This window comes from Bradyrhizobium sp. LLZ17, assembly GCF_041200145.1.
Taxonomy (GTDB): Bacteria; Pseudomonadota; Alphaproteobacteria; order Rhizobiales; family Xanthobacteraceae; genus Bradyrhizobium.
Genome location: NZ_CP165734.1, coordinates 500,220 through 526,560, shown reverse-complemented (window position 1 = coordinate 526,560; position 26,341 = coordinate 500,220). Strand labels below are relative to the sequence as shown.

The window sequence follows — 26,341 nt, the reverse complement described above, 5'->3', positions numbered from 1 at the left end:
ATCAGGCCGTCTTGATGTAATCGCGCAGGGCTTCCTGCTCGGCCTCGTATTCCTGGACGCGCCATTTCACGATGTCACCGATCGAGATCAGGCCGACCACCTTGCCGTTCTCGACCACTGGCAGATGGCGGAACTTGCCGGTGGTCATCATCTCCATCAGCTCGGCGACCGTGTCGGTCTCCCTGCAGCTCACGACCTTACGGGTCATGACTTGGCTGACGGGCTCCTCCAGCGCGGTCGCGCCGCGCTCGCCGATGACGCGGACGATGTCGCGTTCGGACAGGATGCCCTCGAGCCTGCTCTGGTTCATCACCAGCACGGCGCCGATCTTCTTCTCACCGAGCAGCTTGACTGCGGCAGCCAGCTTCGCGTCGGGCTCGACGCTCATGATCTGGTGGCCCTTGGTGTTGAGAATCGAACGTACCGTCATTGTCGCCTCCCTGAATCGGACCCGTCCGCGTTTCGCGGTCCGGACTTGTTCGCGAGTCTTCAAGTAACAGTTTCGGCGCCGGTTTCACGCTCAGGCGTCGTGCGAGACAAAGCCGCTAGCGGCTTGTCGCTTCGGAACATTCTTCACGAGAATGATGGATGAAATCGGGCCGCGCCGCAAGCGCCGCTTCAAATACCGTTTGAAATGTCCTGTGATGACGCATCCGCAGCATCGCTTCGCACACGCGGCACCGGATCGAACAGCGCGAACAGCAACAGCCCTGCGAAGAAGCCGCCGATATGCGCTTCCCACGCCACGCCCGCGCTTTCGCTATCGACGCCGATTGCCCCGACGCCGAAGATGATGTTGAGGGCGAACCACACCACGAGGAAGCCGACGATCCGCCTGTCGCGCAGCGCGCGCAGCAGCGGCAGCGCCGGAACCTTGGCGGCGGTATCGGCATCCGACCGGCTGAACGACAGAAAGCTGCCGCGCACGAAAGCAAACCGGATCGCCGCCGCCATCGCGCCAGAGACGGAGGCCGAGGCGCCGATCATCGGCACCACCGCATGCTCATGGGTGACAAGGTGGGCGAGCGCGCCGGCGACGGCCGTTACCGCCAGGAACAGGAAGAACCGCACCGGGCCAAACCGTCGTGCCAATGCACTGCCGAACGGCAAAAGCCACAGCACGTTGAAGGCAAGATGGGTGAGATTGGCGTGCAGCAGCGAATAGGTGAAGAAGCTCCAGACCTTGGCGCCGGCGCCGCCGGGAATCTGCAAATTGGCGAGCGAGGAATCGTAACGCTTCGGGATGAAGCCGAAGACGTCGATGGTCCAGTTCTCGAGCTCCGGCGGCAGCAGCACCCGCAGGTGGACCAGCGCGAGCAGGACGACATAGGCGGTCAGCGCCAGCGGCAGCGTCAGGATCGGCTCGCGCGGTGGAGCCCGCTCGATTGAGACCGGTTCGTCCGACGGAGGTTGTGGCGGGGAATCCAAGGGCTGCGCTTTCAGGGGCGATCGGAGCAACGATCTTAACGACAGGCCTTTACGACCGACCTTGGAGATAGTCGCCTTTACCCACCCAGTGCAAGTGCACAAAGGAAAAGGCAGGGCCTTGGAGAGCCCTGCCTGTCCGTGTCGATCTTCCCGGCACCTCAAGCGCCTCACCGCGCTTCAGGTTGTCGTTTGAGCATGATCCTTCCGGAAAAACTTTTCCGGATCATGCTTAGAGGAATAAGGAGTATCCCCACCCCTCCCCGCGGCCAGTGACCAAACTGTTTGACGCCCGTGTACAGGCCTCGCCGGAAACCTGGAAGAAAGCGGCGAAGCTTGCGACCGCGATCACCATAGCAGGCGTGCAGGCCACGCAAAGCGCATCGTTAATTTAACGTTAACGACGCAAAGGCGACCCCAACCTGCAAGCCATTGTGTCGACTCATCTATTTGGTCGCGCCTTATTGAGGTGGTGAACCAATAAGGCAATTGCCGCCCTGTAAATGGCCGTTTGACGTCGTGCCAAACCGCACCGCAATTGGGTTAGGGACTCCGCTGGCGCGCGTTTTCGGCCGGGGCGCGCCTAGCGCGGGCAGCGCGAAAGACGCCCTGTACGCCTTTCGCTACCAACGCTTCGCAACTAGGCGGCAAATTGGCCTACCCCGCCAGCAACATCTGCGCGGTGAGCAGCGCGTGTGTCCAAACGAACGATGCCGCGAAGCGCTTCTCGATGTGCAGCGTGGCAGCATCGTGAATCTCCAATGGCTAAGGAGTGCGCATTGGCCGCGCCTCCGTCTACCGCGTTAGGCGGGGAGCGCGTCGACACCGTAGTGAGGATGTTTGGGTTACTGGGGGGCTGGCGCTCCGAAGATGGGTACCCCTCTTGCCTCGCGACATACCGCGCTGCCAAGCTTTTGGCAGCGGGCCAGCACCATGTTTACGCTCGCTGGAATGAGTGGCGCATATTCCCAAGACATTGGCTCCAAATCACAAACGTGATCGCCACATCTGTCGTAGTGGGATCAACGACAGGGGGCAGGAATGTCAGCCGTTGGAATCGGGGTTGTTGCTTCGGACATCCTGGGCGATTGCCAAGCCACGCCCCCTGCCCGAACCCTGTTGGTCCAGTCGTCCACCTCTTTCGAGTACGCGCGCAATCTGGGCTTCTGGTATCCCTTCGCCATCGTCCTCTGCGATCACCGAGCGCGGATCGGCCATACGCCCGCGCGATGCGGGAGTGGAAAGGCTTCGCCGCGGGGACCATGACTGACGGGCACCTTGTGCGTCTCACGCCCCGCGACTTTCCCATCTTTGAAGCCATGCATCACGGCGCGGACTATCCCCAGGCGAAAAGGATCGCCGAAGAAATGTTCGAGCAGGCCCTGCGCAAAAAGCGCCTGACCAGCATTCACAAGAACTCTGCGACCTATCGTGATCTTCGAGCCAAAATGGTGCCGCCCTACGATCCCGAGAAATTTCCAAACAAGTGGTGGAAGGTTGATCCTGCCAAGCCGTCACGGACCCTGACGGCTCACATGGGCAAGGATACCTATTCGCACATCCACTATGACAGCCAGCAATGCCGGACCATTTCCGTGCGCGAAGCCGCACGTCTGCAGTCCTTCCCGGACGGGTTCGTCTTCGCAGGCGCGATGAACGCGGCCTTCCGACAGATCGGAAATGCAGTGCCTCCTCTGCTTGGCCTTGCCGTTGCCCGAGTCCTGCGTGAACAGCTGGACCACGCTGCCAAGAACCTGGACAGCTCCAGCGATCGTCAGGTTGCCTGATGGCTAAGGAGCGGCCCGTCGAAATCACTCCGTCGGCAGCAGCTCTGATAGAGTCTCTCAGAGGACTGGGTTATTCACCAGAAACGGCCATCGCCGACCTGATCGACAACAGCATTGCGGCAGAGTCCGCAACCATCGAACTTGCAATCGAGTGGAACGACGGCCATCCCGAGGTCGCTCTGTTCGACAACGGCAATGGGATGAACCGTGCAACACTGGCCGAGGCGTTGCGCCTCGGCGGCATGGGTCCATCCGCCACGCGTGCCGCCAGTGATCTGGGCAGGTTCGGTCTGGGGCTGAAGACGGCGTCATTATCACAGTGCCGTCAGCTTACAATCATCAGCAGAACAGCCAGCAAGACATCGGCTCTGGTCCTGGATGTCGATGAGATAGCAAAGCGTGGATGGTTCGCGACTGTTCCGGCGCCCATGCCGCAGCACCCCTTCGTCGCCAAGCTGCTCGAGCTTGAACATGGCACGCTGGTCCTGTGGGATCGGATGGACTCGCTGGGCGGCCTGTCAGGACTCGGAAAAGAGGCCTTCTATCTTCGTCTTGAGGATATCCGGGCTCACCTCGGCATGGTCTTTCATCGGTTCATCAACGGTGATGCAACCAAGCTTGCGATCATTCTCAACGGACGTCCGATAAAGGCCTGGGACCCGTTTCAAACCGCGCATCCTTCAACCCGCGAGCTGCCTTCGGAACGAGTGCGGCATGCGGGCCAGGCGGCGACCGTCGCCGCGCTGCCCTTGCGATTACCAGCATGGAATGGAAAGCGGAAATGACTGGTTTCGCTCAGCTCCGGGTGCTCGATGACCCAAGTGTCTCACGCGAGCTTGACCCAGTCTCGGAGCTATTTCATCGCATCAATCGCATCATCCCGGAAAAGCAACAGCTTCTCGTTATTCCGCCCGAAACGATCGTCCGAGACGCGATCGCGCTTTTACGACGCCATGGATACACGCATTTGTTCGGCGGCGATGAGGTCGAGACGACCACTTGGCATCGATCGATGGCCGTAGACCACACCGGCAAGGCGCTATTTACACGAATAAGGAACCTCGTTGAGCTTATCGAATTTCACGAAAGTGCAGCAGACCAATTCGTGCGCGAATTTGTGGTCGAGGAGCTTGCAGCGAGAATTCCCAAGACAATTAACGCGCCGTCTATCGTTACAATCTTTCGAAGGTCGTTAGCTTCGAGCCCATCTGCGTTGGAGGGAACTGTGCGTCGGCTCCGCGACCGATTCGCGTCGGGACTGCTCCAACCTAGTTCGCCCGAGACGACCGACGAAGATGGTGACACCCCCATCCCGTCAGCGTCGTCAGACAAGGAATTGGCTAAGGCCTTGGACGACTGCTTAATGGAGATCGATTGCTTACCAGGAGACTCCAAACTCGAAGCCTTTCTCGAAAAGTTTTCAGCGATTCGGGCCACGAGCGCGCTTCGGTTTAGACTGGTAGTCCTTACTGAATTCCGTTCGACCTTATTCTATCTCCAGGCACAATTGGAGGAGCTGGGGTTTGGAAGCATCATTCTTCACGGATCGATGAGCGTCGATGAGAGACGTCAAGGAATTGAATGCTTCGGGGCGGAAGGTGGCGTATTGATTGCCACCGTAGCGACCATGACCGAAGGTGTTGCTCTCCCCCAAGTTGACACCGTCATACTTTATGATTTGCCACAGACGAGATCTACCCTGGAGCAGGTCTACGGAAGATTTCAACAGCTTGGCCGCACTGCGCCTGTTGAGCTCCTTGTGATGTACAATCTCGACGCGGCCGACACCGGGACGGCGCAGGCTCTCGAAAGCCTCAAGGCGATTGTGGCAGCGGGTTAAACAGCCCGCTTAGTGCGTGATCGCCTCACTCTCTGAGGCTATGCTTTGTAAGGCACCACATCTTGATGTTCGCAGGGCAGCGTAGGAAATCCGATTTCATTTCATGCCGACAGGCCATGATCGCTAGCCAACCCTTAGATTCTCCGCGCTGCTCTTGCCGCGCTTCCGATCCATTTGGAATCTCGTAAGAATACCTTCTGCCCCTCAGCCAAGCCCGATACACCAGCGCGCTCTACTGCGCTGATATGCACGAAAACATCTTGGCCGTCGTCATCGGGCTGGATGAAACCAAATCCCTTGGTCGCGTTGAACCACTTCACAATGCTGTCGGCACGTCCGCCTCCGGTTGAATAATGGCAACAGCCTAGGTCGAGGGCGCAGGAGCGGGCAAGCAAAAGAGCCGGCTCCGCAAATTTGAACAGGTCGGTAAGTGGAGTTTCTGCCTGACAGCGGGCACGCTGGTGCCTGCGAATCAGGAGCGACGATGAGCAGACGAGCACGCCGGAACCACACACCGGCTTTCAAGGCGAAGGTGGCGCCTGCCGCCGTCAAGGGCGACCGGACGATAGCTCAGCTGGCCGAGCAGTTTGACGTCCATCCCAATCAGATCACGGCGTGGAAGGCTCAGCTGGAGGGCGGAGCTTCCGGAGTTTTTGGACTTGGCAGCGCTGCGCCGGCCGTGCCTGCGATCGACGTGAAGTCGCTGCACGCCAAGATCGGGGAGCTGACGCTGGAGAACGATTTTTTAGAAGGAGCGCTCACCAAGGCGGGATTGCTGAGCGCAAAGCGATGATCGACCGTGAGCACGATCTGTCGATCACCAGGCAGGCGGAAGTTTTGCAGATCAGCCGCGGCAGCGTTTATTACCTGCCGCGGCCGGTGCCGGACGCCGATCTCGCGATCATGCGGCGTCTCGACCGGCTGCATCTGGAGTTTCCCTTCGCCGGTTCGCGCATGCTGAGAGGCCTGCTGGCTGCCGAGGGGTGCAAGATCGGCCGGCGGCATGTGAAGACGCTGATGCGGCGGATGGGGATAGAGGCGCTTTATCGCCGTCCGCGCACAACGAAGCCGGAACCCGGCCACAAGATCTATCCATACCTGCTGCGCGGCATGGAGATCACGCGACCGAACCAGGTCTGGGCGATGGACATCACCTACATCCCGATGGCGCGCGCGGCTTCGTCTATCTCGCCGTGGTGCTGGACTGGGCAACCCGTCGTGTTCTGTCGTGGCGGCTGTCGATCACGATGGAAGCAGCCTTCTGCGTCGAGACGCTGGAAGATGCCTTGGCTCGTCACGGCAAGCCGGACATCTTCAACACCGATCAGGGCTCGCAGTTCACCGGCCAGGCCTTTACCGACGTGCTCGCCGACAACGGCATCGCGATCAGCATGGACGGCAAGGGCGCATGGCGGGACAACGTGTTTGTCGAACGGCTCTGGCGCAGCGTCAAATACGAGGAGGTCTATCTGCGAGCCTACGAAACCGTCGGCGAGGCACGACATTCGATTGGCCGGTATCTCCATTTTTACAACGGACGACGTCCGCATTCGAGTCTTGACGACATGACCCCGGATCAAGCCTACTTCAACCTTCCGCCGCTCCGCGCGGCGGCCTAACCCCGGCAGAGGCTCCACTTATCGACGCGGAGATTCTGTTCAGACAAACGGGACCAGCTCACAAAAACCCCCAGCGTCGCGCGCTGGGGGCGTTTTCGAGCAATGATTTGGTGTAGCAATGGCTCACCAATAGCAGACGACGCCTTTTGCATTTGTGAACTGGTCACCGATCGCGACAAACGGCCGCCAGCCGGTGGGCTCAGGCTTGAACCTCATCTCTTCCCAGGCCGACAAATAAGAAGGGTGTCCCGAGGACCGCCTCAATGAGGTGCCCAAATGATCCCATCGTTTCATAATGCTGATAGACCGACCCACCGGCGCGTGATGGCGGTGGGCTTGGTGCTTTGCTTGGCGTTCGTCGCGCGATCAGCTCTTGGCTGCGGCCGCAGTCGGCCGACGATCGAGTGCTGGTGAAGGCGGATCGCCTGATGCGCAGCGCGGGCGAACCGAGCAAAGCGAGGTAGTCTCGCCAACTGCTTCTCGGTCATCTCGTCCCCTCGCAATGAGCAGCAGCGTGAACTGGGTGACCTCGCAAGAAGCATGGCCGACCACACGTTTGGCTGATTCCGCGCTATCGCGGCTGGCGATTGTCGGCTATCTCGCGCGCGGCCAAGTTTAGCTTCAGCCCTCTGGTGCTCAATCAGCAGTTCTATGATCTTTTGGCAGTGGGAAGTCGTCAATGAATGCACGCCGTGCAACGTCAATTGGTTTTAGAGGATCGTCGCCATCATGGCTTTGACGCTGATGGGCCTTCTCGTCTGGAAATCAGATCGTCATAATAACAATCAAGACGCCGAAACTTGCAGATGTGCAACGTCCGTAAGATTACGGACAGCGCGAGGCGGCAAATCCTTTCGCGCCGGCAAATCCTTTCGCGCCGCACAAACGGATGATGTGTCGCGCGCGTCTTCTACTGCTGGCATTAAAAGCCTAGTTATATCAACGATATGATGCCGCATTGTCTACATGTCGCGATTCCGGGGGCGTTCAGGCTGATAAAATTATATGAATGCCGATGCAGCCGTGGATGGCGGTAGACGCTGACGGAGAGCGCGCTCGGTGTCTCCTACCGGGTTTTTCGCGACCCGGTAGGATGATTCCCGTTGTGAACACACTAAGCGCGCTTGGGTATCAGCAGCCGCAACGTGCTTGATAATTCAACACCAACCTCGAATAGTGAGTCCATTATCGTTGCGGAGTTCTGCCGCGCGGCACAGAGAGAGACTTTATCTTGAGATCGTTTCTGTCCGCCAAGTGGCGACGTGACCTGTCTACGAAAGTCCGCCTTTTCGTCCCGTGGCAGACGATTCGTGCCGCACGCGGGCTTCGTAAACTTCGACTGACGAGTCTTTTTTCACGAAGCACCATGTCGCAAGGGCGCGAAAGCATCTGGTGCTGATAGGACGGCGAATAATCCTCATCCGCGACGATGTGCAAAATGACCTTCCGAAGCTTCGCGTTACAGCGCGAAGGCATTTGGCCCTAACGGAACGACGCATAATCCTTACCCGCTACACGCTGCAAAACCGACTAGCAAGGCACGGTCGCGTCGGCACCGGTATCGCACTCGTTGCCTTGATCCTAGCCAGTTACTCGTTTGCGCTTGCCTTTCAGGGTGTTGTTGAATCGTACTTCACTGCCGATCGCTTGCTCTTACTGCGCAACCTCTTAGCGACCACTGGCGGAGCATTGGTAGGTGCGACTGCGATCGGTTTTTCAGTAGTGATGATCGCGGTTCAGCTGAATTTTGCTCGTATGCCTCACGGTCTATTCCGAAAGCTAAGTTCCGACTTCAGATTGCTTGGCTCGTTTGCAATGACGTTCCTGCTGGCAATCGGTGTGTCCGCACTCTCGTTAGTCCCGGACGCCAGTTGGACAGCAGTCGCCCTAATTTCCGCGACATGGGCAACCATCCTAATCTTACTGCTCTTTTTTTATGGCTACCGCAGGGCTCTCGATCTCATCAATCCAACTGTTCAACTCCGCCTCGTCGCAGCAACTGCACAGAAAGATTTACGCCGCTGGGCACGGCGCGCACAACGCATGGCGCCGCTAGTAGCTAACGCGCCTGCAAGTGCCGAAAAGGAGGATGACCATAGTTCGAAACACGACTTGCCACGCATGGCGTTTTTCAAAGCAAATCCTCAATGGACCAGCGAAGCGCGCCATGCGATGGCACATGCGGTCTCATTTGCGCGACGCTATGCCGAGCAAGGTGACTTTGAGGTCTCTGGCCGCGCTCTAGAAGTAGTCGTCCTTATCAACTCTACTTACGTGGCAACGAAGGGACGAACATTCTTTGCTTCCAATCCGCTCCTTGAAACCTCGCACGCTAACGACAATTTCATCAACGAGGCGCTAGAGCACTTGAGGCGGTTTGCGCACACCTCGACCTCGCGTGGCGACGAAGAGGCAATCCGGCAAACTCTCCGAACAATCGCGGCGCTTATACAAGTCTACATGACTATCGATTATGCGGCTCCGCACACAAAGAGTAAGGAACATGCCCAGCTTGCTGCTGGTTACCTAACAGCCGCAGTTGATGGTGTCCTGCCGCGTGATTTACCGGATGTAATAATGGAAGGTATCCGCCTTACGGGAGGTTCAGCTCACGCTTTTCTGGTTGTCGGCCAACCGAATGAAATAATCTCACTGGTAGAAAAGATTTCAACATTCTCCATTGCAGGCGCTGTAAAGCCTGACTACCGGGCCCTGACACTCACTGGCATGGAGCAGCTAGCGAATCTGACTTTTGGTTTACTGCGCACGGACGCACATGATATTCGCTTTGCTGCAAAGCGTCTTCGCGAACACGTTGAACTCGTCGCTCAGATTTTTCTCGGCGTTCCAGATGCGCCTCGCGCCAACATTCACAGCAGCTACCTTGCACCCTATTACTCCCTCACGAAGACTGACTCGCTGGGCGATAAACTCATCCAACTGAGTAACGCGCTCATCGATGCTGGAAATGACGACAAGGTCGCCAGACGCATCATAGGAAACATAAAGACTTGGTCGGATGAACTATATCGCACCGAGAAGACGCTACTGTTACTCGCGATTGAAAAGAGGTCACAGTTTACCTTCGATAGTCTGCACTGGATAGCGCACGTCACCAAGTTACTGGTTGCGTTTGCGCGAGCGCCAATTGCCGACGAGCATACCCGAACGGCACTTGAGAAGAATGCCGACTGCTTGATCTCCGTAATTTCGTGGATACCTGGAGATAAGGAAACGACCCAATTCGTTGAGAGTTTCTCGATGATCGAGTTGCTATTCGAGGCAACTCTTGACGCAATAGAGGGAGCCAGCCTACTCGTAACAAAGAGCGGTAGTAATCTGCTGATCGGCTGGGCTTTCAAGGCCGGTCGGCATGAGACTGGTTGGGGAACTCTTGGCCGCAGTATGATCGCCTTGGTCGCCCTCGTTTTGTGGAAGGACGAGCTTCAGTTGATTCCGTGGCTCAAATCAGAAGCCGCGAAAAAATTGAATGAGCCAGATGCGCCGAAACAGGAAGTCCGGGACCGAGCGGCGCGCCAACTTCGGGAGCAAGCTGCTTCCCTACGTCCAAGGGAGTTCGAATTGGACACGGTCCTTCATGCGATGAACCAGATCGAGAGGGCGAAAGTTCGTGTGCTCCTGACGGAGATGGCGGATATTCTGTCGCTTGGCACCGCGACAGAGCCAGTATCCCCGGACGATTTCGATTAGCTAGGCTCCCGCCCCGCGCCCGCAATTGCGGAGTCCTTGCAAATGCAAAGTCGATTTCCTTCACCTCCACTCTGTCACCCCGTTGCGGTAGCGCGGCTGGGCATGTTGCTCGCGCTGCGACTCGCGGACGACACGCGATCAGACACGAGCGATTCGCTGATGCTGCCCAGGCTGCGGCGCTTTTGCTCAATCGGGCTCGCTTTCGATAAAATCACAGGCCGCTAAAGTTCTTGTTGTCCGCCACGAATAATTAGCGGTGTGTTCTGGAAATAGAGAGCACGACTGCCCGAGGGGAAGAACACCTTTAGGATTGGTCCGAAGTGTTTTCTCGACGTAGGACCAAAAACTGGTTTTTTGGTCTTGGGTCAGTGTGCCCAGCACAAACGTTCCGCACGGCCCGGTTGGGCCTTCTTTGGTTGTCCATGAATTGGTTTCGCGGATGAAGGTGAACGATGCTTTCGACATAAAAGTATGCACTTTGCAGCTTCGTCGCTCCTCGTCCGTCGTTAACTTGAAAAATCGACTTGCACTCTCTTGGGTCGGTGTTTTGCAGACATCAAGCATCCCAAACATCATCGGCCAACCAGCCGCCGCGATCCGCAGATTGACTGGTTTGCCATCCACTCCTATTCCGGACTTCTGAGCCGACCGAAGCTTCCCTTCATTTGCGACGAGCGACTTGCAACCTTCACCGAAGATTTTGTTAAACTGGGCCAAAGAGTCCGTTCCATTTAGCTCCTTCAACTCTGCGTCGATTTCGACATCAGTCTTCTTTTTCGATATCAATGTTTGAAGAATGTCACATTGCATTTGCGCAGAACCCGATTTCTGGCAATTGAAGTAAAGCCAGTTGATGCCCGTATCGTCATTCGTCTCGAGATGCCCGATGCGGACTTCCTCCGCTAAAACAGATTGACAATTCCAAAGAACGGCTAGCAGCAGACAGCCAACGAAGCGCAGCATCGATTTCCCCCTCTAGGCAACCCTGCGGCGCAGCCTAGAGGAGAGAAGGAACTCGGTCACTCCGGATTGTAGCGTTTTATGCCACGGTGTTAGTTCTTCTTGGCCTGCTCGGCCTTCAGCAAGCGCGGGCAATCGGATCGGGCTCGAACGGCGACAGCCCATCCGCAACACGTCATCGTCGCGCTGCGCGGCTGGCTAAAGAACCGTTGCCTTGTGCCGTTCACGGCATCACGCAGGATCAAGCCTACTTCACCCCCGCCCCTCCGCATGGCAGCCTAACCCCTGCAGAGGCTCGCCTATCGACGCGGAAACTCTGTTCAGACAACCGGGACCAGCTCTGTTCGTTCCAAATCCGGAACGCGGTGAAGCAAATTCGGGGGGCCGTTGCAGATTTCCAACCTACACAGCCATTCGAGATACTAAGGTCAACAACTGAGACAACCGAAACATATTTCATTCTTAGTTCAATATGATCAGCGGGGAGAAAGATGTTTGATGTCTATCGCAACGACAAGCGCGACTTGCTCGTTCTAAGTACGGGCTCTGCCGTGCCCGTGCTTTACTCTGCATATAAGTGGCGCAAGAGCAGAAAACGAGTTCTCAAGGTCAGCCACGAAATCAAGTCAGCCCTTCAGGCACAAGGCTACTACCTCCGCAGCCTGCGGGTCACCAAGGACCGAATGATCGAGCTGGAGTAGGTGGCGAGCCGGTGTTCTCGATTTGCGCAATCTCTACAGCATCACGACCAACCAAGCCGTTATCCTCGCGCCCCTCTCTGCCGGTTAGACTTCAGTGAACTGAATACTGTCTCTTTCGCAGGCCGCACTGAATGATGCCCTCGCGTTTGCGTGCTCAAAGCAGAACGCTTTTCCTTTCTCAGTTGCCTCCACCCACCAATCTGATTTCTGAGCGCGCGCAATTTGTGCAGCATGTGTCCGCAGGCGATCTAGCTGTCGCCCAGATGCTCTGACGACTATACAATATGTCATTAAGCCTCCTACTATCTTGTTGCACACAATCAACCCAACGCCGTAATAGAATTCTGCCCTAGTCAGGGATGATCCCACGTTCGCACTTATCCACTAGCGCCCGCTCGACGCGCTCGGCTTGTTCCTTGGTCAAATTGACTGCCAGGCTGGTCCCAATCATGGCCGGTCCCCTACGTTGCCGATCGTAAACCATCCAGCCCTTGGACCTGAGGCGAACCAAGAACCTCGATGGAGGAGACGCCCTGTCGCGCTCGGTCATTGCCGATCCCGCGTGTGGATCATCGGTCATCACCTCAATCCCTCAATGAGCGTCCTCCAGCCGAGCGCATCATTTGCCGTTAGCAGCGAAGCGCCAAGCGTTGCCAAGTAGTGTGGCAGTTCGCAATCGGGACGCGCGTTCATATTGCCGACAAACGAGGCGACCGCGTTCCTAAGATCGTCTCGTTCGAGATGATCGAAGGCCCGTTGCTTGCACCGCTCGACATATTTGTCGCGCGCCATGTCAACTAACAGGGAACGTTCCATTTCGCCTCCCCTACCGATGACTGCTTCCAATGGCGGAGTTGGAACGGAGTGGATTTGGGCTGTCTGTTCGAAAGGTGACAAACGGATGCTCTTCTAGTCGCGACCGTGGGAATTGGGACACACACACGCATCGCGACCGCACTGGCACCGGGCGAACCGTGGCGCCAAGTCCAAGCCAGACAGCCGGGCCGCATTTGTCTATAACGCCTTTGGCAGCTTAGCTCGTCGCCGCGTCATCCACCCGCGCCAGCCCAGCCTCGATCACGACGATATCTTCCTCGATCTGCTGGATCGTCGTCCGGCAATCAAAACCGGTAAGCGCCTTTAGTCCACGGCCAGCTTGCGGCGCTGCATGCGCAAATCGTCGAGAGCCCTCCGGTCTTGCAGGCTCACGTAACCCTCTACAATGAGTTCGATCGCGTTTGGCATACCCGAGCGCCGTTCTGAGCCTTACCCTGCTAAACCGTTCAAAACGGCATCTCTCCGCAAAGTGTCTCCAGCAGCCGTCAAATGAGATCCTATGATCAGACCGAGCCGAGCTAACGTCAGGAGAGCAAGGGGGCTGCACAGTTCAATGGAAAGACCGGCTCCCAATAGCGCCATGGCGCGTTGTTCATCCCTATCGAGATCGGCCCATGAGATGCCGTCCATGACGCGTCTCCGTCGCAAACAACTATCTAAAATCCAAACGCATGACGAATTTGCCGCAGCATGACCATCGCCGCGTCGGTGTACCGACCGTGGGTTAGGTATTGATCGACCTGCGCTGTACTGATCAGCGCCATAACGACGACCGCGAAGCCCTTCAACATCGGGGCCTCTCCTCTTGAAAGAGACCACTAACCCGGCTTGCCCAGGTTCAAACCACTTCAGGAATTCCATGGGCCGCAAATCGCGGCGCATATGCAATTGCCGATATGGTGACGATGACTGGTAACAAATTGCTTAACCTGCACACGCCATCTTAGTGCCACTTCTGACCGTCAACTTGTATGCAGTGATCCGAAGGGTGATCGGCATGGATAAAACCGACCGGTTCTTTGCCGCGGTGACGGTCTGCCCGCGCGCCCGTTCGCGATGTGGATGCTCGGTTGATAGTTGCAGAGGGAATTAGGACTGGTTCCAGAGAGGTGCCTCTTTTGATCAGTCCTTCCTTCTGAAATTCTGGCGTAGACTTGCCCGTGCTAACCGGGTTTGACCTGCCCCCCAGCCCCGGCCCGGAGAGCACGCGGCCCTGCCAAGCTCAAGCGAGGCGGGGTCGCTGCGTTGGATGCGCGCGGATACGGAGTGTAGCCCGACGCGCGACGATGGGACCCACTCATGGGCAATCGCGTTGGCTTGATCCTTGGCGAGGTCCAATCACGTACCGCCCTATTTTCATGTGTGCTACCTAGTTTGTTAGACTGTTAGACAATGATAGGAGAAGCTGATCATGACAGACGATCAGGTCACTCTCGTCGTTCAGCATCTTTGCGAGCAATTGCACTTGGCGCTCCGATTGAACGACAGCGAGGCGCATCCACCAAACGCCAAGGATATTGGATTTGATCCTGCCTCTGTAAGAACTGTATTGCTGACCGGGTTGCGCTCGGCGGGTGTCACGATCCACCACGAGGCAGCAGGGACAGGCGAAGAGCCGCCATGGTCCTAAACGAACACACGGGACAGAAGCCCGGCGGCGCTATTTGTGCGCTGTGGTCCGCGCAACGCGGACGTTGCGCATCATCGACAAAGTCTGAGAACCGTCTCTGCCAGCATGCTCACCTCACATCACGCACAATTGCGTTGCGGAAGGGCACGCCTGAAACAATGACGCTGTTGCGAGTTGCGGCCGCACCTTAGTGGCGGGCCTGTATGATCATCTCGCACTAAGCTGCGGCCCGCCAGGCAGAGCTCGTACGCCATTCAAGATAGGCGTTTTTCCGAATTTTGCGAGTTCGAACAACCGGCAATCGGGGCGCATTCGTCTCCAACTTCGGGCAGTGTCTCGGAGCGGACGCGTAGAACTTCGGGCCAGGACTCATCCTCTTGGGCCGGCCTTTGCCGCCAGACTTGACGGCCGAGGCCTCTCGCTGGCCAGCCTGGCATGGAGCAGGGGAGCCCAGATGAACGCCCCAGCGCCTGCACATTGTTCTGGAGGAGAAGAGCGCTGCGGCCAGAGGCCTGCAAACACGCAACGCAGTAAGCGGAGCCGCGCAGCGGCAAGGACGAGCTGAAGTCGAAACGGCTCGTCACATTGGCGCGATGACAGCCTGGAGGGCGCGCTGGGCCAGGGCGTCGGCGACCTCAGGCATTCCCAGATCGAAACACACACTCCGGACCGGATAAGAAAACGACCGCCTCAGGGCTCTGATAAGCTTCGCGCGAGATCAGCTATGATGCCAGTCTTCGCTGCGACTGGTCAGGCGGTTTTGCTCGTTGACCCGGACCCTTCTTGGACGCTTTTGCTCTCTTAGATCCATACGAAGCTGAGAGCAGCATCAGGAAAAGCGCCCTAGCCGCTCTGTATCTGGCAGCGGCACGGCTGTCCTCGCGTCCGGACATCAACGTCTTCTCTTCGCTGGTGCACACGCACCAAGTCCATCCGCGACCTCGGCGCTCTACGGCAATATCAAAGAGTTCGAATCGGTCAGGCACTGCGCTGCACAAAATTGCGGACAGGTCGAGAATAGCCGAAGCAGCCGACCCAATCCAGCATGGGCGGACATACTCTTCTACGTCGCCCGGGGGGGAATTTTCGTAGGACCGGGGCGTTGTGAATTTAATTTTGGTCCGAGCAAAACTGTTTGAGGGTTAAAGGAGCCCGGTATAGCATCGGAAGCTCCCGGCTTTGATGAAAGCTTTGGAAGTGCCACCTCATTGGCGGGTTCATGCTCCCCGCAGCATGGCACTTCATGCTTCCGAGATTACGATATGTCCCCCGCCAGTAAGATTGCGCTCTTTATCGACGGAGCCAATCTCTATGCCACCGCAAAAACGCTCGGCTTCGATATCGATTACAAACGGCTGCTGAGCGAATTTCAGAGCCGCGGTACGCTTCTGCGCGCGTTCTATTACACGGCCATTATCGAGGACCAAGAGTACTCCTCGATCCGTCCGCTGATCGATTGGCTTGATTATAACGGCTACACTGTCGTCACCAAGCCGACCAAGGAGTTCATCGACGCTGAAGGCCGGCGCAAGGTGAAGGGCAACATGGACATTGAGCTCGCTGTCAGTGCCATGGAGCTCGCCGAGCAGATCGACGAGATGGTGTTGTTCTCCGGTGATGGGGACTTCCGGTCCCTAGTCGAGGCGGTACAGCGGCGCGGGGTTCGGGTCACCGTCATCTCCACCATCGCGAGCCAGCCGCCGATGATCGCCGACGAGCTGCGCCGCCAGGCCGACGTGTTCACCGACCTCATCGAGCTCCGGGCTAAGATCGGCCGCGATCCGTCCGAACGCCCGCCTCCGCGCGAGCGGGAGTCGCGCTATCACACGCAGCGGCCCCCAGAGCGTGAGACCGCCGCGGGACCGAAGGGAAACGATAGCGTTCTCGAGAACTGATTCCGAGCAAGAATGAGGACATCTAGCGAATAAGCTCGGCATTCGCGCCGAGCTGATCGCAAGTAAGCTTTAGGTGCTGGGCAACGGATCAAGTGGAGCGGAGTGCTGATGCTCGGTCGGTGCGGATTGTAACGTTAAATGTTTGCTCACGCTGTTTTTCACGAGCGTGTTGCTGACCGGCGACACTCCTGAAGGCTAGCGGCGCCGCTATGATGGAGACCTGCGGGGTTTTGGTGTCTAAGGCGAGCCCGCTGGGTTTCCCTAGCCGCCGTCAACAAGGTCAAGTCCCTCATCAGCCGAAATAGCGCGGTCGGCCGAGCCTCCGGCACCTCGCTTTCCGGTGCGAGGTAGTTGGGTCCGCCCCACCCCCCCGCTGCTTCTCACCGCGACTGGAAATTGGGGCCGAGGCGCGCGGAAAATTGGCCAGTAGAAATGCCAGCAAATTGGAACAGACCTCCTGAGCGACGGTTTGAGCCGTGATTGTTTCTGCGTGGTTTAGAGGAATATCGGCGATGTCGCTCCAGAATGGCCTTGGGAATAGGCTGCTGGCTGCATTGCCGCCCGCGGATCTTGACTTGCTCGCGCCCTACACCCAAAAAAAGTCGTTCGACCTTGATACCGTACTGGTGCGAACGGGAGATGAGTTCAAGCAGGTCTATTTCCCCATGAGCGGGGCCATAGCGTTCCTAGTTGAAATGTCGGACGGACGCATTGTCGCGTCAACTCTCATGGGCTCGGAAGGCGCGGTCGGCGCTCTCTCGGTTCTAAGTCCCTCGCGCTCCCCAGTCACAGCAACTGCCTACGTCTCTGGAACCGCGCTCCAGGTCCCTGTTTCACAGTTGCAGCTTGCTTTTGAGCAAAGCTCCACGATTAGGCGTGTTCTACGGCTCCATCTCCGCACGCAATTATTGCAGCTAAATAACGCCGCAGCCTGCAACGCGGTGCATCCCGCTGAGTGCCGTATGGCTCGATGGTTGCTTGAGATTCACGACCGCGCCGCGCACAGGGGAATCCAGCTAACGCATGAGGCGCTAGCACAACTTCTCGGGGTCCGCCGAACGACCGTGACGCTAACGATGCGCAGACTTCGAGCTGCCGGCGGCCTCTTATCCGACCGACGCGGAATACTGGAGATCGATCGAAGGCGGCTCGAGAAGATCGCCTGCGAGTGCTACGCCGTGATGCGATACAGAATCAATCGCATGTATGACGAGGAGTTGGCCGCCTGATTCCGCGAAAAGTGAGCCGATCAGTTCCGCTCTGCCCGTAAGCGAAGCAATGTGGATCTCGAGCCTTCGCCGATCGAACCATCGTGGATCATTGGAGGGCATCCGGAAGCTCGCTCGAGGCGTCTATCGACCAGTGGATGCAACTATGGCCCGTATCGCGGGATGGCTACGGCTCTTCACCTTGATGCAGAACTTCAGCCGGCTACCGCGGTACGATTGTTTGTCGGGCGCGTGATCGAAAATTGAACCTTCAGGAAAGTCCGCGCGAGGAGTCCTGGACCGTCCGAAACCTCGACACGCCATGAGTTATTCTGCCACAATGGACCGGACGGTCCATCGTTGAGAATTTCTCCGAACAATTCGATCGCGGCTGCTTCCGCAGCTTCGATGTCCGGAAGTTCCAATCCGACATCGTCAAAGACGGAAATGCCGTTGTGAACGTGGAAAAAGAATCGGGTCATCCGCACCTCCCGCTTCAAGGGACGGCAGCGAGAACCCCGGTCTCACTCCGCGAATGTAGCGCCCGATAAATAGACCGGCTGAGAAACCCAGAACTCCGCTCTTTTGAAGGGGATAAATGCGCTTGGTGGGTACGCCTTCTGGTCAGAACGTGAGGCGGCGGACTTCGCCTGGTCGAAGCGCATCTGATTTCACGCGCTGACGGTGCTCCAACAACCTCGTGCTGTGCCCGTGACCGACGACCCGCGCAACCGCTTCGGTCGCCTTCTCAGGTTCGACTGCTGCAACCCAATACGACCTTTCCCCGTCGGGCGAGATGACAACGACTATAGGTAAGCGAACCATCATCAAAAAAATCCGCATTTCATTTACAGCCGTTCAGTTCTGCCGGCCGGGCGGTTGTGCCACTGGTCCCTAAAAGACGCGCCTCCGAGCTCGAAATGCAGTGTCCCGGCCGCGCCCTGTTTCAATCTGGGCCTGTGAAATGGCGAGCAGCTAAGCCTCAGCAAAGTCCGTGCCGCGGGCTTCGCCCCGCGCTCGCGCGGCCGGTGCAGACATCGGCCAGATGCTTCAGCCCGACGGTCGTTTCTTTTGGCTTTTGCGAGCGCTGGTGCCCGTCGCAACCGAAAGCGCTTGGCGTTGGGCATAATCGCGAAAAGTGCGATCCCGATCGGAGCGGTGTCTAAGGCCAGGAAGAATGCCACTACCTAAACGAGCGCCTTCTCGGGAAATTTAGAAGGGGCCAGCCGCTTCGGAGGTACGTCGAAAATTCAATCATCTGCTATCAAAAGCGGGCGCATCTAATCCGAGTCGAGATCATTGTGATGCCGGTCGCGGCCGCCCCGCGACCCGGCGGCCGGGCGCCTTGCCTACCTCAAACCTACCCCGAGGCAGTTGCTGCTCGGCCGCCACCACAATTTGCGCGACTTCTGTTGCGTCTCGACGAGGTCCATGCATCATGAGCCCGCTGTCGGCGGGCGCCGACGCCCTCGGCTCCCCGTGCTTCGGATTGCACAGACACGTATGAGGCCGTTGCTAGAATCGCCTTATGCTGGCTCAGCCAAACCTCACGGGGGAAGCGGGGAATGGTTAGGCCCGGCGCGCCTCACCGGACAAGGGCGCACCGGGCCGCGATAGCTTAATTGATCAAAAGGGCCGCGTGTTCACACTGGCGGGCCTAGCTGTTTCAATTGGTTAATATTGGTGTATTCTCGTCCTGATGCCTGCGCGAGAATACTTGCGCCTATAGTAGCAGGGCTATTGATTACGGGCGGCGTAGGCTTTTTAGCTCTAGGCCTCACGTTCGCAGCGGCCAAATATATCGATGCTTGGGCGGAGCGTAGGCGGCCGTAGGCGCGCGCCCAAAGGCGCCAACGGCACGCGTTGCCCTTACTGCCTGACGAGCTTGGACCGCATACCGATCAGCACCGTGTAGGCAAGTCGCCGCCAGATCAGGTTCATCAGGAATAGCATGTTGGCATCCCTGTGTTCGACGCTGCCACTGTCGAATGGTTCTGTTTCAGGGTGATTTCGCCGAGGGTGCGAAATGATTTCTTGCGTGGCGCGAAGAGGCCCTCCGGTTCACGCTGGCGGGCCTCCTGCACGCGCGTGTGATGCGCATTGTGTGAAGTAGTTCACAAGCGGCCGGTATCGCCCAGCGTAGCGTGCGCGCTTCCACTGGAGGGAAGTGCCATGACGTGGAAATTGACAACCTGTCGATTGTTCGCAGTGACGGTCGTCGTTCTGGTGGCCGCTGGTGCTACTATGGCAATCGGCACTCCTCGCGGAGTAATTGAACCGACTTTGGGACAAGAGTGGCAATGCAGCCGAACATTGCTGCTCGTGACGACTTGTTCGCACTCGAGCGTGCGACCGGAATAAGCTTGCGGCCCAATATTCGCAGCTTCGATTGCTCTCGTTCAAGCGCCTTTCGACAAGCGGGCGCTTGGCCTACCGCGCAATACGAAGGCCGCAGCGGGAGGTTACTTGAAAAACAGGTTAAATATACAAGTCCAATATGCAGCCAACCCTGTCGAAATATCGTGACCCTAACTTCGCCGTCAACGTAAACTGATTTCACCGGAACCGAAATGTAAGTATCGTGCATTCGGTTCCAGCAACCCTGAGCGGCAATTAATGGATCTGGAACTTCTTTAGACGGAAGTTTTCTCCGTCCTGAATGGTCCACTGGAGGTGATGTCGGATGAACAGCTAACTCTCCAGGCTGTTAGTCATGCGCAGCGCATTCTCGAGGAATACTTAGAACCGAGGCTCCGAAACAACGAGCGCATTATCTTGGACAGGCTGGTGGAAGTGCTCGAGCGGCCAGAGATCTTCTTATCGCCGTTCATCGGATGCAGCGCGGTCTCCTAGGCTCGCCGTTTTGTGGGACCCTTGCTGGTAGGCTCGTGCTAATTCGAGCCAGTCGTCGGCAAGTGTGAGCCACGGCTCTGCATCGATGGGGTGTCGGGCTTGGGCCGCTCGTTCCCTACACACCTCGGCTAACCGGTGGAATCGTAGTGCAGTTTCCGACATGGCGAAGTGACGCGAATACGCCTACCAACCCGCCTCAACCGTACTCGCCTCTTCCCGATGCTGTCTGTCGATTACCTTACATACGGACGATTGGCCGGGCGATAATCGTGAAGTGTGCCAAATAGGCAACGGCGGCCCGCCGGTGTGAACCCGGCTCTGCGCAACCGGCGATTAACGCAACCGGCGCAGGCTGTCCTGTGAGACGGGGCCGAGGGGACATACGCGGCCTTGTGCTTGGGGGAAGGCCCGCCACAGCCCAGCCCCGGCGGTGCCTTCCCTCAGCCCAGAACGATAGTTTCAACTCGAAGGCAAGGCATGCACCTGTAAACGCAAGCGGCGGGTAGGCTTGCAGTTGCCGGCAGCATCGCGAGATAATCCATCGGCCGCTGACATCTGCCGCAGATGAGGGTTTGTGGGTTGTCCGTGTGATCGCCGCGCGCCATTACCGGTCCGCCCAAATATGACGACCGTAATTCGATTGGCCGGCGCTTACATCTCCGGACGACTACCGGCCGCCCGCATCAAAACAGGCCCCGCGAGCGTGAGCCCGCTCTTGCTCCTGAACCGAGACTCAGTTCTCATTCGGATCATCAAATTTCTGGCGGGGGGCAATCGTGAACGGCGAAGCTGGATGCACGGTTTGTAGCCAAGCTCGACTGCTCAAAGCTATTTTCCCCGTGGCCAAAGGCTACGAGCTGAAGCTGTATGAATGCGCCAGCTGCGGCAGCGATCTGTGGCTAGTTGCCCGAGTGTCCCGATCATCCGTGCCCAAGCGGCAAAAGAGGAAGATCTCGTCCAGGTATGCGGCTCAAGACCCTCGACGCGGTTTTAAGGGGGGCCGCTCGTGCCGCAGCTAATCCAAAAACTGAAAGGGCCGCCAACGTGAGCCGGCGGTCGCGTGAGACAACAAGTTACGAACGTGATTTCATGCTAAGTCGGATTCGAAGCTTAGTTTTCAAGATCAAGAAGCGAACTCCCTCGCCGCGGTTTCGCTGACAGCGTCCGGCGGATCAGGCGGCTAGCGAGATTGATGGCCGTGGTGCAGCGAAAAAAGGGGCGTGAAGTTTAGGGATTAGGCATGATCGACGACAAGCTTTCGCTCTCGCTATTCACAATCGAGGTGGATCGAATGCCGGTCATTGCTTTTTCAGCTCGAAAATATTCGGATGCCGAGGCGATCTGTGCCGACAATAGGATACGCGCTAAACTCAGCGTGACGCGATCGGGCGGAAAACCTCTTTGCGACGATCTGGCAATCTTGCGCGTTCGACTAGCCAATCCAGACGAAAAAAACCGGTTCCGAGAGCAGACGGCTGCGCGATCCGCGGATGCGGGGCTGCCAGTGTATTTGGTCGATTTAGATTGATCGTGCGGAGCAGCCGATCTTGACGCGTGGGCAGAGGCGAACGGCGTGACCCGCTCCGAGGCGATCCGCCGTCTGGTCGAGACCGGGGCTGAAGGCGAAATGAGCAATACGCAAAAAGCTGGTGTGATGAGCTCTACCCGCGGCAATCGGTGGACACCAGCGGAGGATGATGCCTTTCGGAAGATGGCAGAGGCAAACATTCGCCCTGAACTGATCGCGAAGGTGCTGAATCGGTCAGTTCACAGCGTCAAGGCCCGCGCCTACGCAATCGGGCTCCCATTGAAGTGGTTTAAGCCAAAGGCGAAGGGGAAATGAAGTGCTGAGGAGAAGAAACATGAAGCCGCTAATCGGACTCCTCGTGCCGCTCTTTACAACTGCCGCCCTTGCTCAATCTCCACCGAAACCCGCTAAGAAGCCGGCTGTTCAGACCAAGCAGCAGACGCCGTTGGGTTGCAAAGTCGTCGGTACGGTACGAGGCACCAAGATCTGGGCGGGCGACTGCATTGCTGCGGCACCAGCGGCGCAGGACAGTCCGGCCGCAGCTCCGCCTGAACCGCTGAGAGGCGCTAGCGCTAGCGCTCCTGATGAGAAGCAGTAGGCCGGCTTGATCTTCCCAGAGTTTAGGTGAGAGGAGTACGTCGATGACGATCGGTCCCCAGGTCACGAGCGAGCAAAAAGCTGCTGTGAAACAGCTCCTCAGGCGGGCATCCAGACGCATGCGTCCAAGTCGGGTCCTCTCGATCGTGCCTCATGCTAGAGAGATGGATGCGAACCGCGAGTTTGCATCCGACCGCGGTGCGGACAATGTGGTCTGGTTTTTCGGTGCTCTTACCGCGTTCATGGTTGTTTACGTGATCTGCCTGAAGATTGGCGCGATCTGAGCGAAAGCAATCGCTGATGAGCCCTGCCGTCGAGCAGGGAACAGCCCGGGCGAAGGCCCCAGCGCCTTGCACAATCTCTGGAGGAGATGAGCGCTGGGGCCAGAGGCCTGCCAATACGCAACGCGGCAGGGCACTCGCATTAGCTTGGAAGCCATATCCGGCTTTAGCTTAGGTGAATCGCCGGCAAAAACTCTAATTAAAGGGCCCGCCGAGCACGGTAGCAGGCAGATGCTTCGCTACCCATCAAGGCACGGCACGGCGAAGTTTTCGCAGATCAAGGCAAAGCTCTTTTTCGCTTCAGCATCCTCGAAGCAAAAGCGCGTGCCCTTGTCAGCTCGCTCGATCCACCAGTCGAGCTTGCTTCCCCGAGCAACACGAGAAGCTTCCCCACGCAATAGATCAAGTTGCCTGCCGTGAGCTCGTACAATGACGCAATTGGTTTTGACCACTCAAACACCTCACAGGTAAACAAGCCAAAATGGGAGCGTAGCTGGACTCCGTGAACAAATGCACTCAGGCGGCGGAGAGACGGCCCCGGCTCGGGGCTAATGCAGGGGGACGCCGGGACCGCTCCGCCAACTCAGGCGGCGAGCCAGCGCGGGTTCAAGCCAAACATGCCCGGCGGGTTCCTCTCAGCACCCCAACAATTCCTCGCCCGGCGCCAACAGCCGAAAGTAGTCCCGCTCTCATGCAGCTCCAGCCAGCCCTTCTCGACAGCGCACCTGATGCCGGCGCCAAACTCCGCGCCGCTTACGTGGAGCGTGCAGAGCAACGGATAATTGATCTTCTCGATGTGGATTCGACCGTCCTGTACCGGCTCAATGCTCGCCGCGAGCTGAACGAGCTGGCGGCGGCGGCTTCCGGGTCGGCGAACAGGCGGTTGGCTGCAAACTTCACTCCGCCACTTCGCCTTTCGGCAAGTTCCTTGCCGCTCCTGCGCGCGACGATCTTCAGCGCGTCATCGAGGAGAGGTCGCTGCACTCATCCCCGGTTTGTCCTGCGGCACAACTGTAGCTCTCACCCTGGGAAATTTGCCAAGTGTCCACCCTGGCGCTGGTCGCTACATATCCGCTGTTGAATGCACCAGCGGGTGAGACGCAAGGGATGGAGGAACTGATTGGTCTGCTAGACAAGTTTCGGGCAGAGGCGGACCACTGTACTCGATCGGCCAGAACAGCGCTGGACAGGCAGACGCGCGCTGTTCGAACGCCTCGCCGCACGGCTCCGAGAAATGGTGCAGGAGATCGAGACGACCATCGCGGCGCGAACGAAGCTGAGTGGTCGGGGGAATAGCTGTTTGCAGGCATCCGGACGCCGATTACCAGGGACATCCCCCAAGGCGAGTTAAATCCATTTCGTAAGAATAGGAACGACGATGAAAACCGCTTTACCTCTCCTGTTGTGTTTAACTAGCTGGTTCTCTTTCGCCCACGCGGAATTCGATCCGTCGTATGTGAGCAAGGGAGTTTATTTCAATGCGCAAGAAGATGCCGAAGTTATAGAAACTCAGATGACGACAGGAATGGGAATTGGTCCTTGCGGCCCCAGAACGGCCCCTGGGGTTGGTTGCTACTGCAATGGCTTTGTCATGAGCCATCAAGCGAGGCCAGGTTTCTATCAGGAAAAATGGCACTGGGTCCGCGATGGATGGCATATGATGCGCGTTGCTGGTGGCCGCGGCGCGATGAATCTTTGCCGTCGAGATCAATAAACTAAGCCCTCGCAATTAATTCAGCGAGCGCGCGCCGCATTCCGGCTGGGTCATTGCAACTGCAATCCGCGCAATAGATCAGGACGCCGTGAACGCCCATCTCGCGCAGCTCGCCGAAGGTGATCTTCTGTTGTCGCATGGTGATTATTAAACTGGCGATTTCGTCTTACGTTGCGTCCAGCTGCTGGTTCAAAACAGCGCCCACGGCCTTCGATAGGGACGACCTCACGTTCTCCCGTTCTTATGGGAGAAGGTGTCACTCTAACTGGTCGTATGGTTCAAATGGTTGGGTTTTGGTGTCCCTATAGTGTCCCGAACAACTCCGGCGGGGCGATCCGCACCGACAACCACCGTACCGGACCCAGATCGGCGGTTCCGAGGCTTTTGCTTCCTTCGAGCAAGGGGCGCCGACGCAACGTTCGCGACCGGCGGTTCTACGAACCCGCATCACAACTGACGCGATCTTGCCAGAGTGGCCGAGGGCGTTTCATCGAAGTGAAGGCGATAGCTCCTGGCGAAATCGCCCAGGTGCCAAAATCCGAAAGCGAGTGCACACGCCTTTACACTATCCGCTCCGGCCAACAGCCGTTGCCGCACGAGCCAAAGCCGCCTCAGGCGCAAATATAGATGCAGGCTCATTCCCTGGTATAGCTGGATCGCAGCCTGCATGCTGCGTACGGAGACACCGACTTGCCGCGCAAGTTCTTCGCTGTAGATCGGACGGCCAATGTTGCCAGACAATACCGCGAGAATATTCCGATAAGTTTTGAAATGCCGAATGGAGTTCGCACGAGAAGCCCATCTTGCGTCAACCAAGTGTGAAAATGCGGCATCGACGCCGGCAAGCACGGACTCCTTTATCGCAGAGGAAATGTCGCTCGCCTCATACCCATAGAAGCTCGGGGAAATCGACATGACTTGCCTTACTAGCTCCCGCAACTGATGCTGCGCAGCGGCACTCGTTTCGAACACTCTCCAATTTGGACCTGCTTCCGGCCAGCCACGACCCCGTATCTCCGGAGTGAAAATAATGGACGTAAATTGCCGCTCGGCCCGTTCGACGGTGGTGTATGCGGCGCCGTTGCTTCCAATCACGATGGCCGAATGATCTCTTTCCGCTCCATTGAAGCGAATGGGGACGCCGTCGTCCATCGAGAAGCCGATAGCGGTGGAATTTTGAGCAAGCCGACCATGGGCGATACGTGGAAAGGACTTGGCGAAATTGATGTCGCAGCCTGGCAAATTTAGAATGATTTGCTCGGCAGAAATCCTCCGCACGAGAGGTGTAAATTCCACGTCCAGATTTCGGACGGCAGTTCGATACTGATCGAGATCGGTAAAGCGATATATTTTCGGCGCCAGCCGTGGGAAACCTTGGCTATTTGTCCGTGTCAGGGGGCCTGACGTCTCTCTCATCGGAAGATTTCCCCGGAATAGTACCGTTGAGCAACTGGCGACGAAACGACGGTTCGCCAAAGATTGCCAAATTTCGACAACGTAACTTATTCAACTTTCAATACTGCGATACCGGCCGACGCAACTTGATAGGTTTTTGTTAACCGGTTGGACGTGAAATTCCCAGCATTAAACTTGGTTGTCCCGCACTGGATTGGCGGAGCCCCGGTCTGGGCAAAGCTGGTCAAAGTTCGCGTACTTCAAGCGACGCTTGGTGGGCCGTAGAGAGCTTGCGTTTTTATCGTCCTTTTTGCCTTCGAGAAGCGAAGCCGTAAGTGATTGCGATACGCCGGAGAGGAT

At 57.5% G+C, this 26,341-nt stretch carries 20 protein-coding genes and 4 pseudogenes; 14 read left to right on the top strand and 10 right to left on the bottom strand.

What is annotated here, in order from left to right:
- Position 1: 1 nt before the first annotated feature.
- Both AB8Z38_RS02545 and AB8Z38_RS02540 read right to left on the bottom strand, forming a co-directional pair.
- On the bottom strand, positions 2-430 hold the full coding sequence (locus AB8Z38_RS02545) for a CBS domain-containing protein (RefSeq protein WP_369722969.1): 429 nt from the start codon (positions 428-430) through the stop codon (positions 2-4).
- Positions 431-618: 188 nt separating this feature from the next.
- Positions 619-1,428, bottom strand: a complete 810-nt coding sequence (locus AB8Z38_RS02540; protein ID WP_369722968.1) for a rhomboid family intramembrane serine protease — start codon at positions 1,426-1,428, stop codon at positions 619-621.
- A gap of 1,259 nt (positions 1,429-2,687) precedes the next feature.
- Here AB8Z38_RS02540 and AB8Z38_RS02535 point away from each other — a divergent pair.
- The 3 genes from AB8Z38_RS02535 to AB8Z38_RS02525 are packed head-to-tail and all read left to right on the top strand — an operon-like array spanning position 2,688 to position 5,052.
- Entirely contained in the window at positions 2,688-3,212 is a 525-nt protein-coding gene (locus tag AB8Z38_RS02535) for a DNA cytosine methyltransferase (protein WP_369722967.1), read from the top strand.
- Positions 3,212-3,997, top strand: a complete 786-nt coding sequence (locus tag AB8Z38_RS02530; protein WP_369722966.1) for an ATP-binding protein — start codon at positions 3,212-3,214, stop codon at positions 3,995-3,997. The genes AB8Z38_RS02535 and AB8Z38_RS02530 overlap by 1 nt, the downstream gene beginning before the upstream one ends.
- Positions 3,994-5,052: a helicase-related protein gene (locus AB8Z38_RS02525; protein ID WP_369722965.1), complete on the top strand. Its 1,059-nt coding sequence runs from the start codon at positions 3,994-3,996 to the stop codon at positions 5,050-5,052. The genes AB8Z38_RS02530 and AB8Z38_RS02525 overlap by 4 nt, the downstream gene beginning before the upstream one ends.
- 123 nt (positions 5,053-5,175) lie before the next feature.
- Here the strand turns inward: AB8Z38_RS02525 and AB8Z38_RS02520 are convergent.
- Positions 5,176-5,375: pseudogene (locus AB8Z38_RS02520) on the bottom strand (cold-shock protein).
- A gap of 161 nt (positions 5,376-5,536) precedes the next feature.
- On the opposite strand from AB8Z38_RS02520, the pseudogene AB8Z38_RS02515 reads away from it, so the two are divergent.
- Together AB8Z38_RS02515 and AB8Z38_RS02510 are read left to right on the top strand one after the other, a co-directional pair.
- Positions 5,537-6,671, top strand: a pseudogene (locus AB8Z38_RS02515) (IS3 family transposase).
- A gap of 1,392 nt (positions 6,672-8,063) precedes the next feature.
- The gene (locus AB8Z38_RS02510) at positions 8,064-10,382 is read left to right on the top strand and encodes a hypothetical protein (protein WP_369722964.1); all 2,319 of its coding nucleotides are present in this window, start codon (positions 8,064-8,066) and stop codon (positions 10,380-10,382) included.
- 186 nt (positions 10,383-10,568) lie between these two features.
- On the opposite strand, the gene AB8Z38_RS02505 is transcribed toward AB8Z38_RS02510, so the two are convergent.
- Complete coding sequence (locus AB8Z38_RS02505) at positions 10,569-11,345, bottom strand: hypothetical protein (protein WP_369722962.1); 777 nt, start codon at positions 11,343-11,345, stop codon at positions 10,569-10,571.
- Between the two features lie 488 nt (positions 11,346-11,833).
- Here AB8Z38_RS02505 and AB8Z38_RS02500 point away from each other — a divergent pair, with 488 nt between their 5' ends.
- Positions 11,834-12,043, top strand: a complete 210-nt coding sequence (locus AB8Z38_RS02500; RefSeq protein ID WP_369722960.1) for a hypothetical protein — start codon at positions 11,834-11,836, stop codon at positions 12,041-12,043.
- A 579-nt stretch (positions 12,044-12,622) separates the two neighbouring features.
- Here AB8Z38_RS02500 and AB8Z38_RS02495 read toward each other — a convergent pair.
- The 3 genes and pseudogenes from AB8Z38_RS02495 to AB8Z38_RS02485 form a co-directional block, all read right to left on the bottom strand.
- A complete protein-coding gene (locus AB8Z38_RS02495; protein WP_369722959.1) occupies positions 12,623-12,859 on the bottom strand; it encodes a hypothetical protein in 237 nt (78 codons plus the stop codon).
- Positions 12,860-13,076: 217 nt separating this feature from the next.
- Positions 13,077-13,288, bottom strand: a pseudogene (locus tag AB8Z38_RS02490) (hypothetical protein).
- A 248-nt stretch (positions 13,289-13,536) separates the two neighbouring features.
- Positions 13,537-13,671, bottom strand: a complete 135-nt coding sequence (locus tag AB8Z38_RS02485; RefSeq protein ID WP_369722957.1) for a hypothetical protein — start codon at positions 13,669-13,671, stop codon at positions 13,537-13,539.
- 620 nt (positions 13,672-14,291) lie between these two features.
- Here AB8Z38_RS02485 and AB8Z38_RS02480 point away from each other — a divergent pair.
- From AB8Z38_RS02480 to AB8Z38_RS02465, 4 genes and pseudogenes are all read left to right on the top strand, one after another.
- A complete protein-coding gene (locus AB8Z38_RS02480) occupies positions 14,292-14,510 on the top strand; it encodes a hypothetical protein (protein WP_369722955.1) in 219 nt (72 codons plus the stop codon).
- Positions 14,511-15,772: 1,262 nt separating this feature from the next.
- Positions 15,773-16,405, top strand: a complete 633-nt coding sequence (locus AB8Z38_RS02475) for an NYN domain-containing protein (RefSeq protein WP_369722953.1) — start codon at positions 15,773-15,775, stop codon at positions 16,403-16,405.
- A gap of 512 nt (positions 16,406-16,917) precedes the next feature.
- Complete coding sequence (locus AB8Z38_RS02470; protein ID WP_369722952.1) at positions 16,918-17,634, top strand: Crp/Fnr family transcriptional regulator; 717 nt, start codon at positions 16,918-16,920, stop codon at positions 17,632-17,634.
- A gap of 51 nt (positions 17,635-17,685) precedes the next feature.
- Positions 17,686-17,769 (top strand): annotated as a pseudogene (locus tag AB8Z38_RS02465) (cupin); the annotation flags it as partial.
- 59 nt (positions 17,770-17,828) lie between these two features.
- Here the strand turns inward: AB8Z38_RS02465 and AB8Z38_RS02460 are convergent.
- Positions 17,829-18,095, bottom strand: a complete 267-nt coding sequence (locus AB8Z38_RS02460; RefSeq protein ID WP_369722950.1) for a hypothetical protein — start codon at positions 18,093-18,095, stop codon at positions 17,829-17,831.
- Positions 18,096-21,706: 3,611 nt separating this feature from the next.
- Between AB8Z38_RS02460 and AB8Z38_RS02455 the strand changes: the two genes are divergently transcribed.
- The 3 genes from AB8Z38_RS02455 (at position 21,707) to AB8Z38_RS02445 (ending at position 22,875) form a co-directional block, all read left to right on the top strand.
- Entirely contained in the window at positions 21,707-21,994 is a 288-nt protein-coding gene (locus tag AB8Z38_RS02455) for a hypothetical protein (protein WP_369722949.1), read from the top strand.
- Positions 21,995-22,039: 45 nt separating this feature from the next.
- Positions 22,040-22,309 (top strand): SANT/Myb-like DNA-binding domain-containing protein, encoded by a 270-nt coding sequence (locus AB8Z38_RS02450; protein ID WP_369722948.1) that lies wholly within the window; start codon positions 22,040-22,042, stop codon positions 22,307-22,309.
- A 326-nt stretch (positions 22,310-22,635) separates the two neighbouring features.
- A complete protein-coding gene (locus AB8Z38_RS02445) occupies positions 22,636-22,875 on the top strand; it encodes a hypothetical protein (protein ID WP_369722946.1) in 240 nt (79 codons plus the stop codon).
- A 236-nt stretch (positions 22,876-23,111) separates the two neighbouring features.
- Here AB8Z38_RS02445 and AB8Z38_RS02440 read toward each other — a convergent pair whose 3' ends face one another.
- Positions 23,112-23,324: a hypothetical protein gene (locus AB8Z38_RS02440; protein ID WP_369722944.1), complete on the bottom strand. Its 213-nt coding sequence runs from the start codon at positions 23,322-23,324 to the stop codon at positions 23,112-23,114.
- A 926-nt stretch (positions 23,325-24,250) separates the two neighbouring features.
- Here AB8Z38_RS02440 and AB8Z38_RS02435 point away from each other — a divergent pair.
- Positions 24,251-24,586 carry a hypothetical protein gene (locus AB8Z38_RS02435; protein ID WP_369722943.1) on the top strand — a complete coding sequence of 112 codons (336 nt, stop codon included), beginning with the start codon at positions 24,251-24,253 and terminating at the stop codon, positions 24,584-24,586.
- 447 nt (positions 24,587-25,033) lie between these two features.
- On the opposite strand, the gene AB8Z38_RS02430 is transcribed toward AB8Z38_RS02435, so the two are convergent.
- Positions 25,034-26,002, bottom strand: coding sequence for a helix-turn-helix domain-containing protein (locus AB8Z38_RS02430; RefSeq protein ID WP_369722941.1), 969 nt, complete (start codon positions 26,000-26,002; stop codon positions 25,034-25,036).
- Between the last annotated feature and the right edge of the window lie 339 nt (positions 26,003-26,341).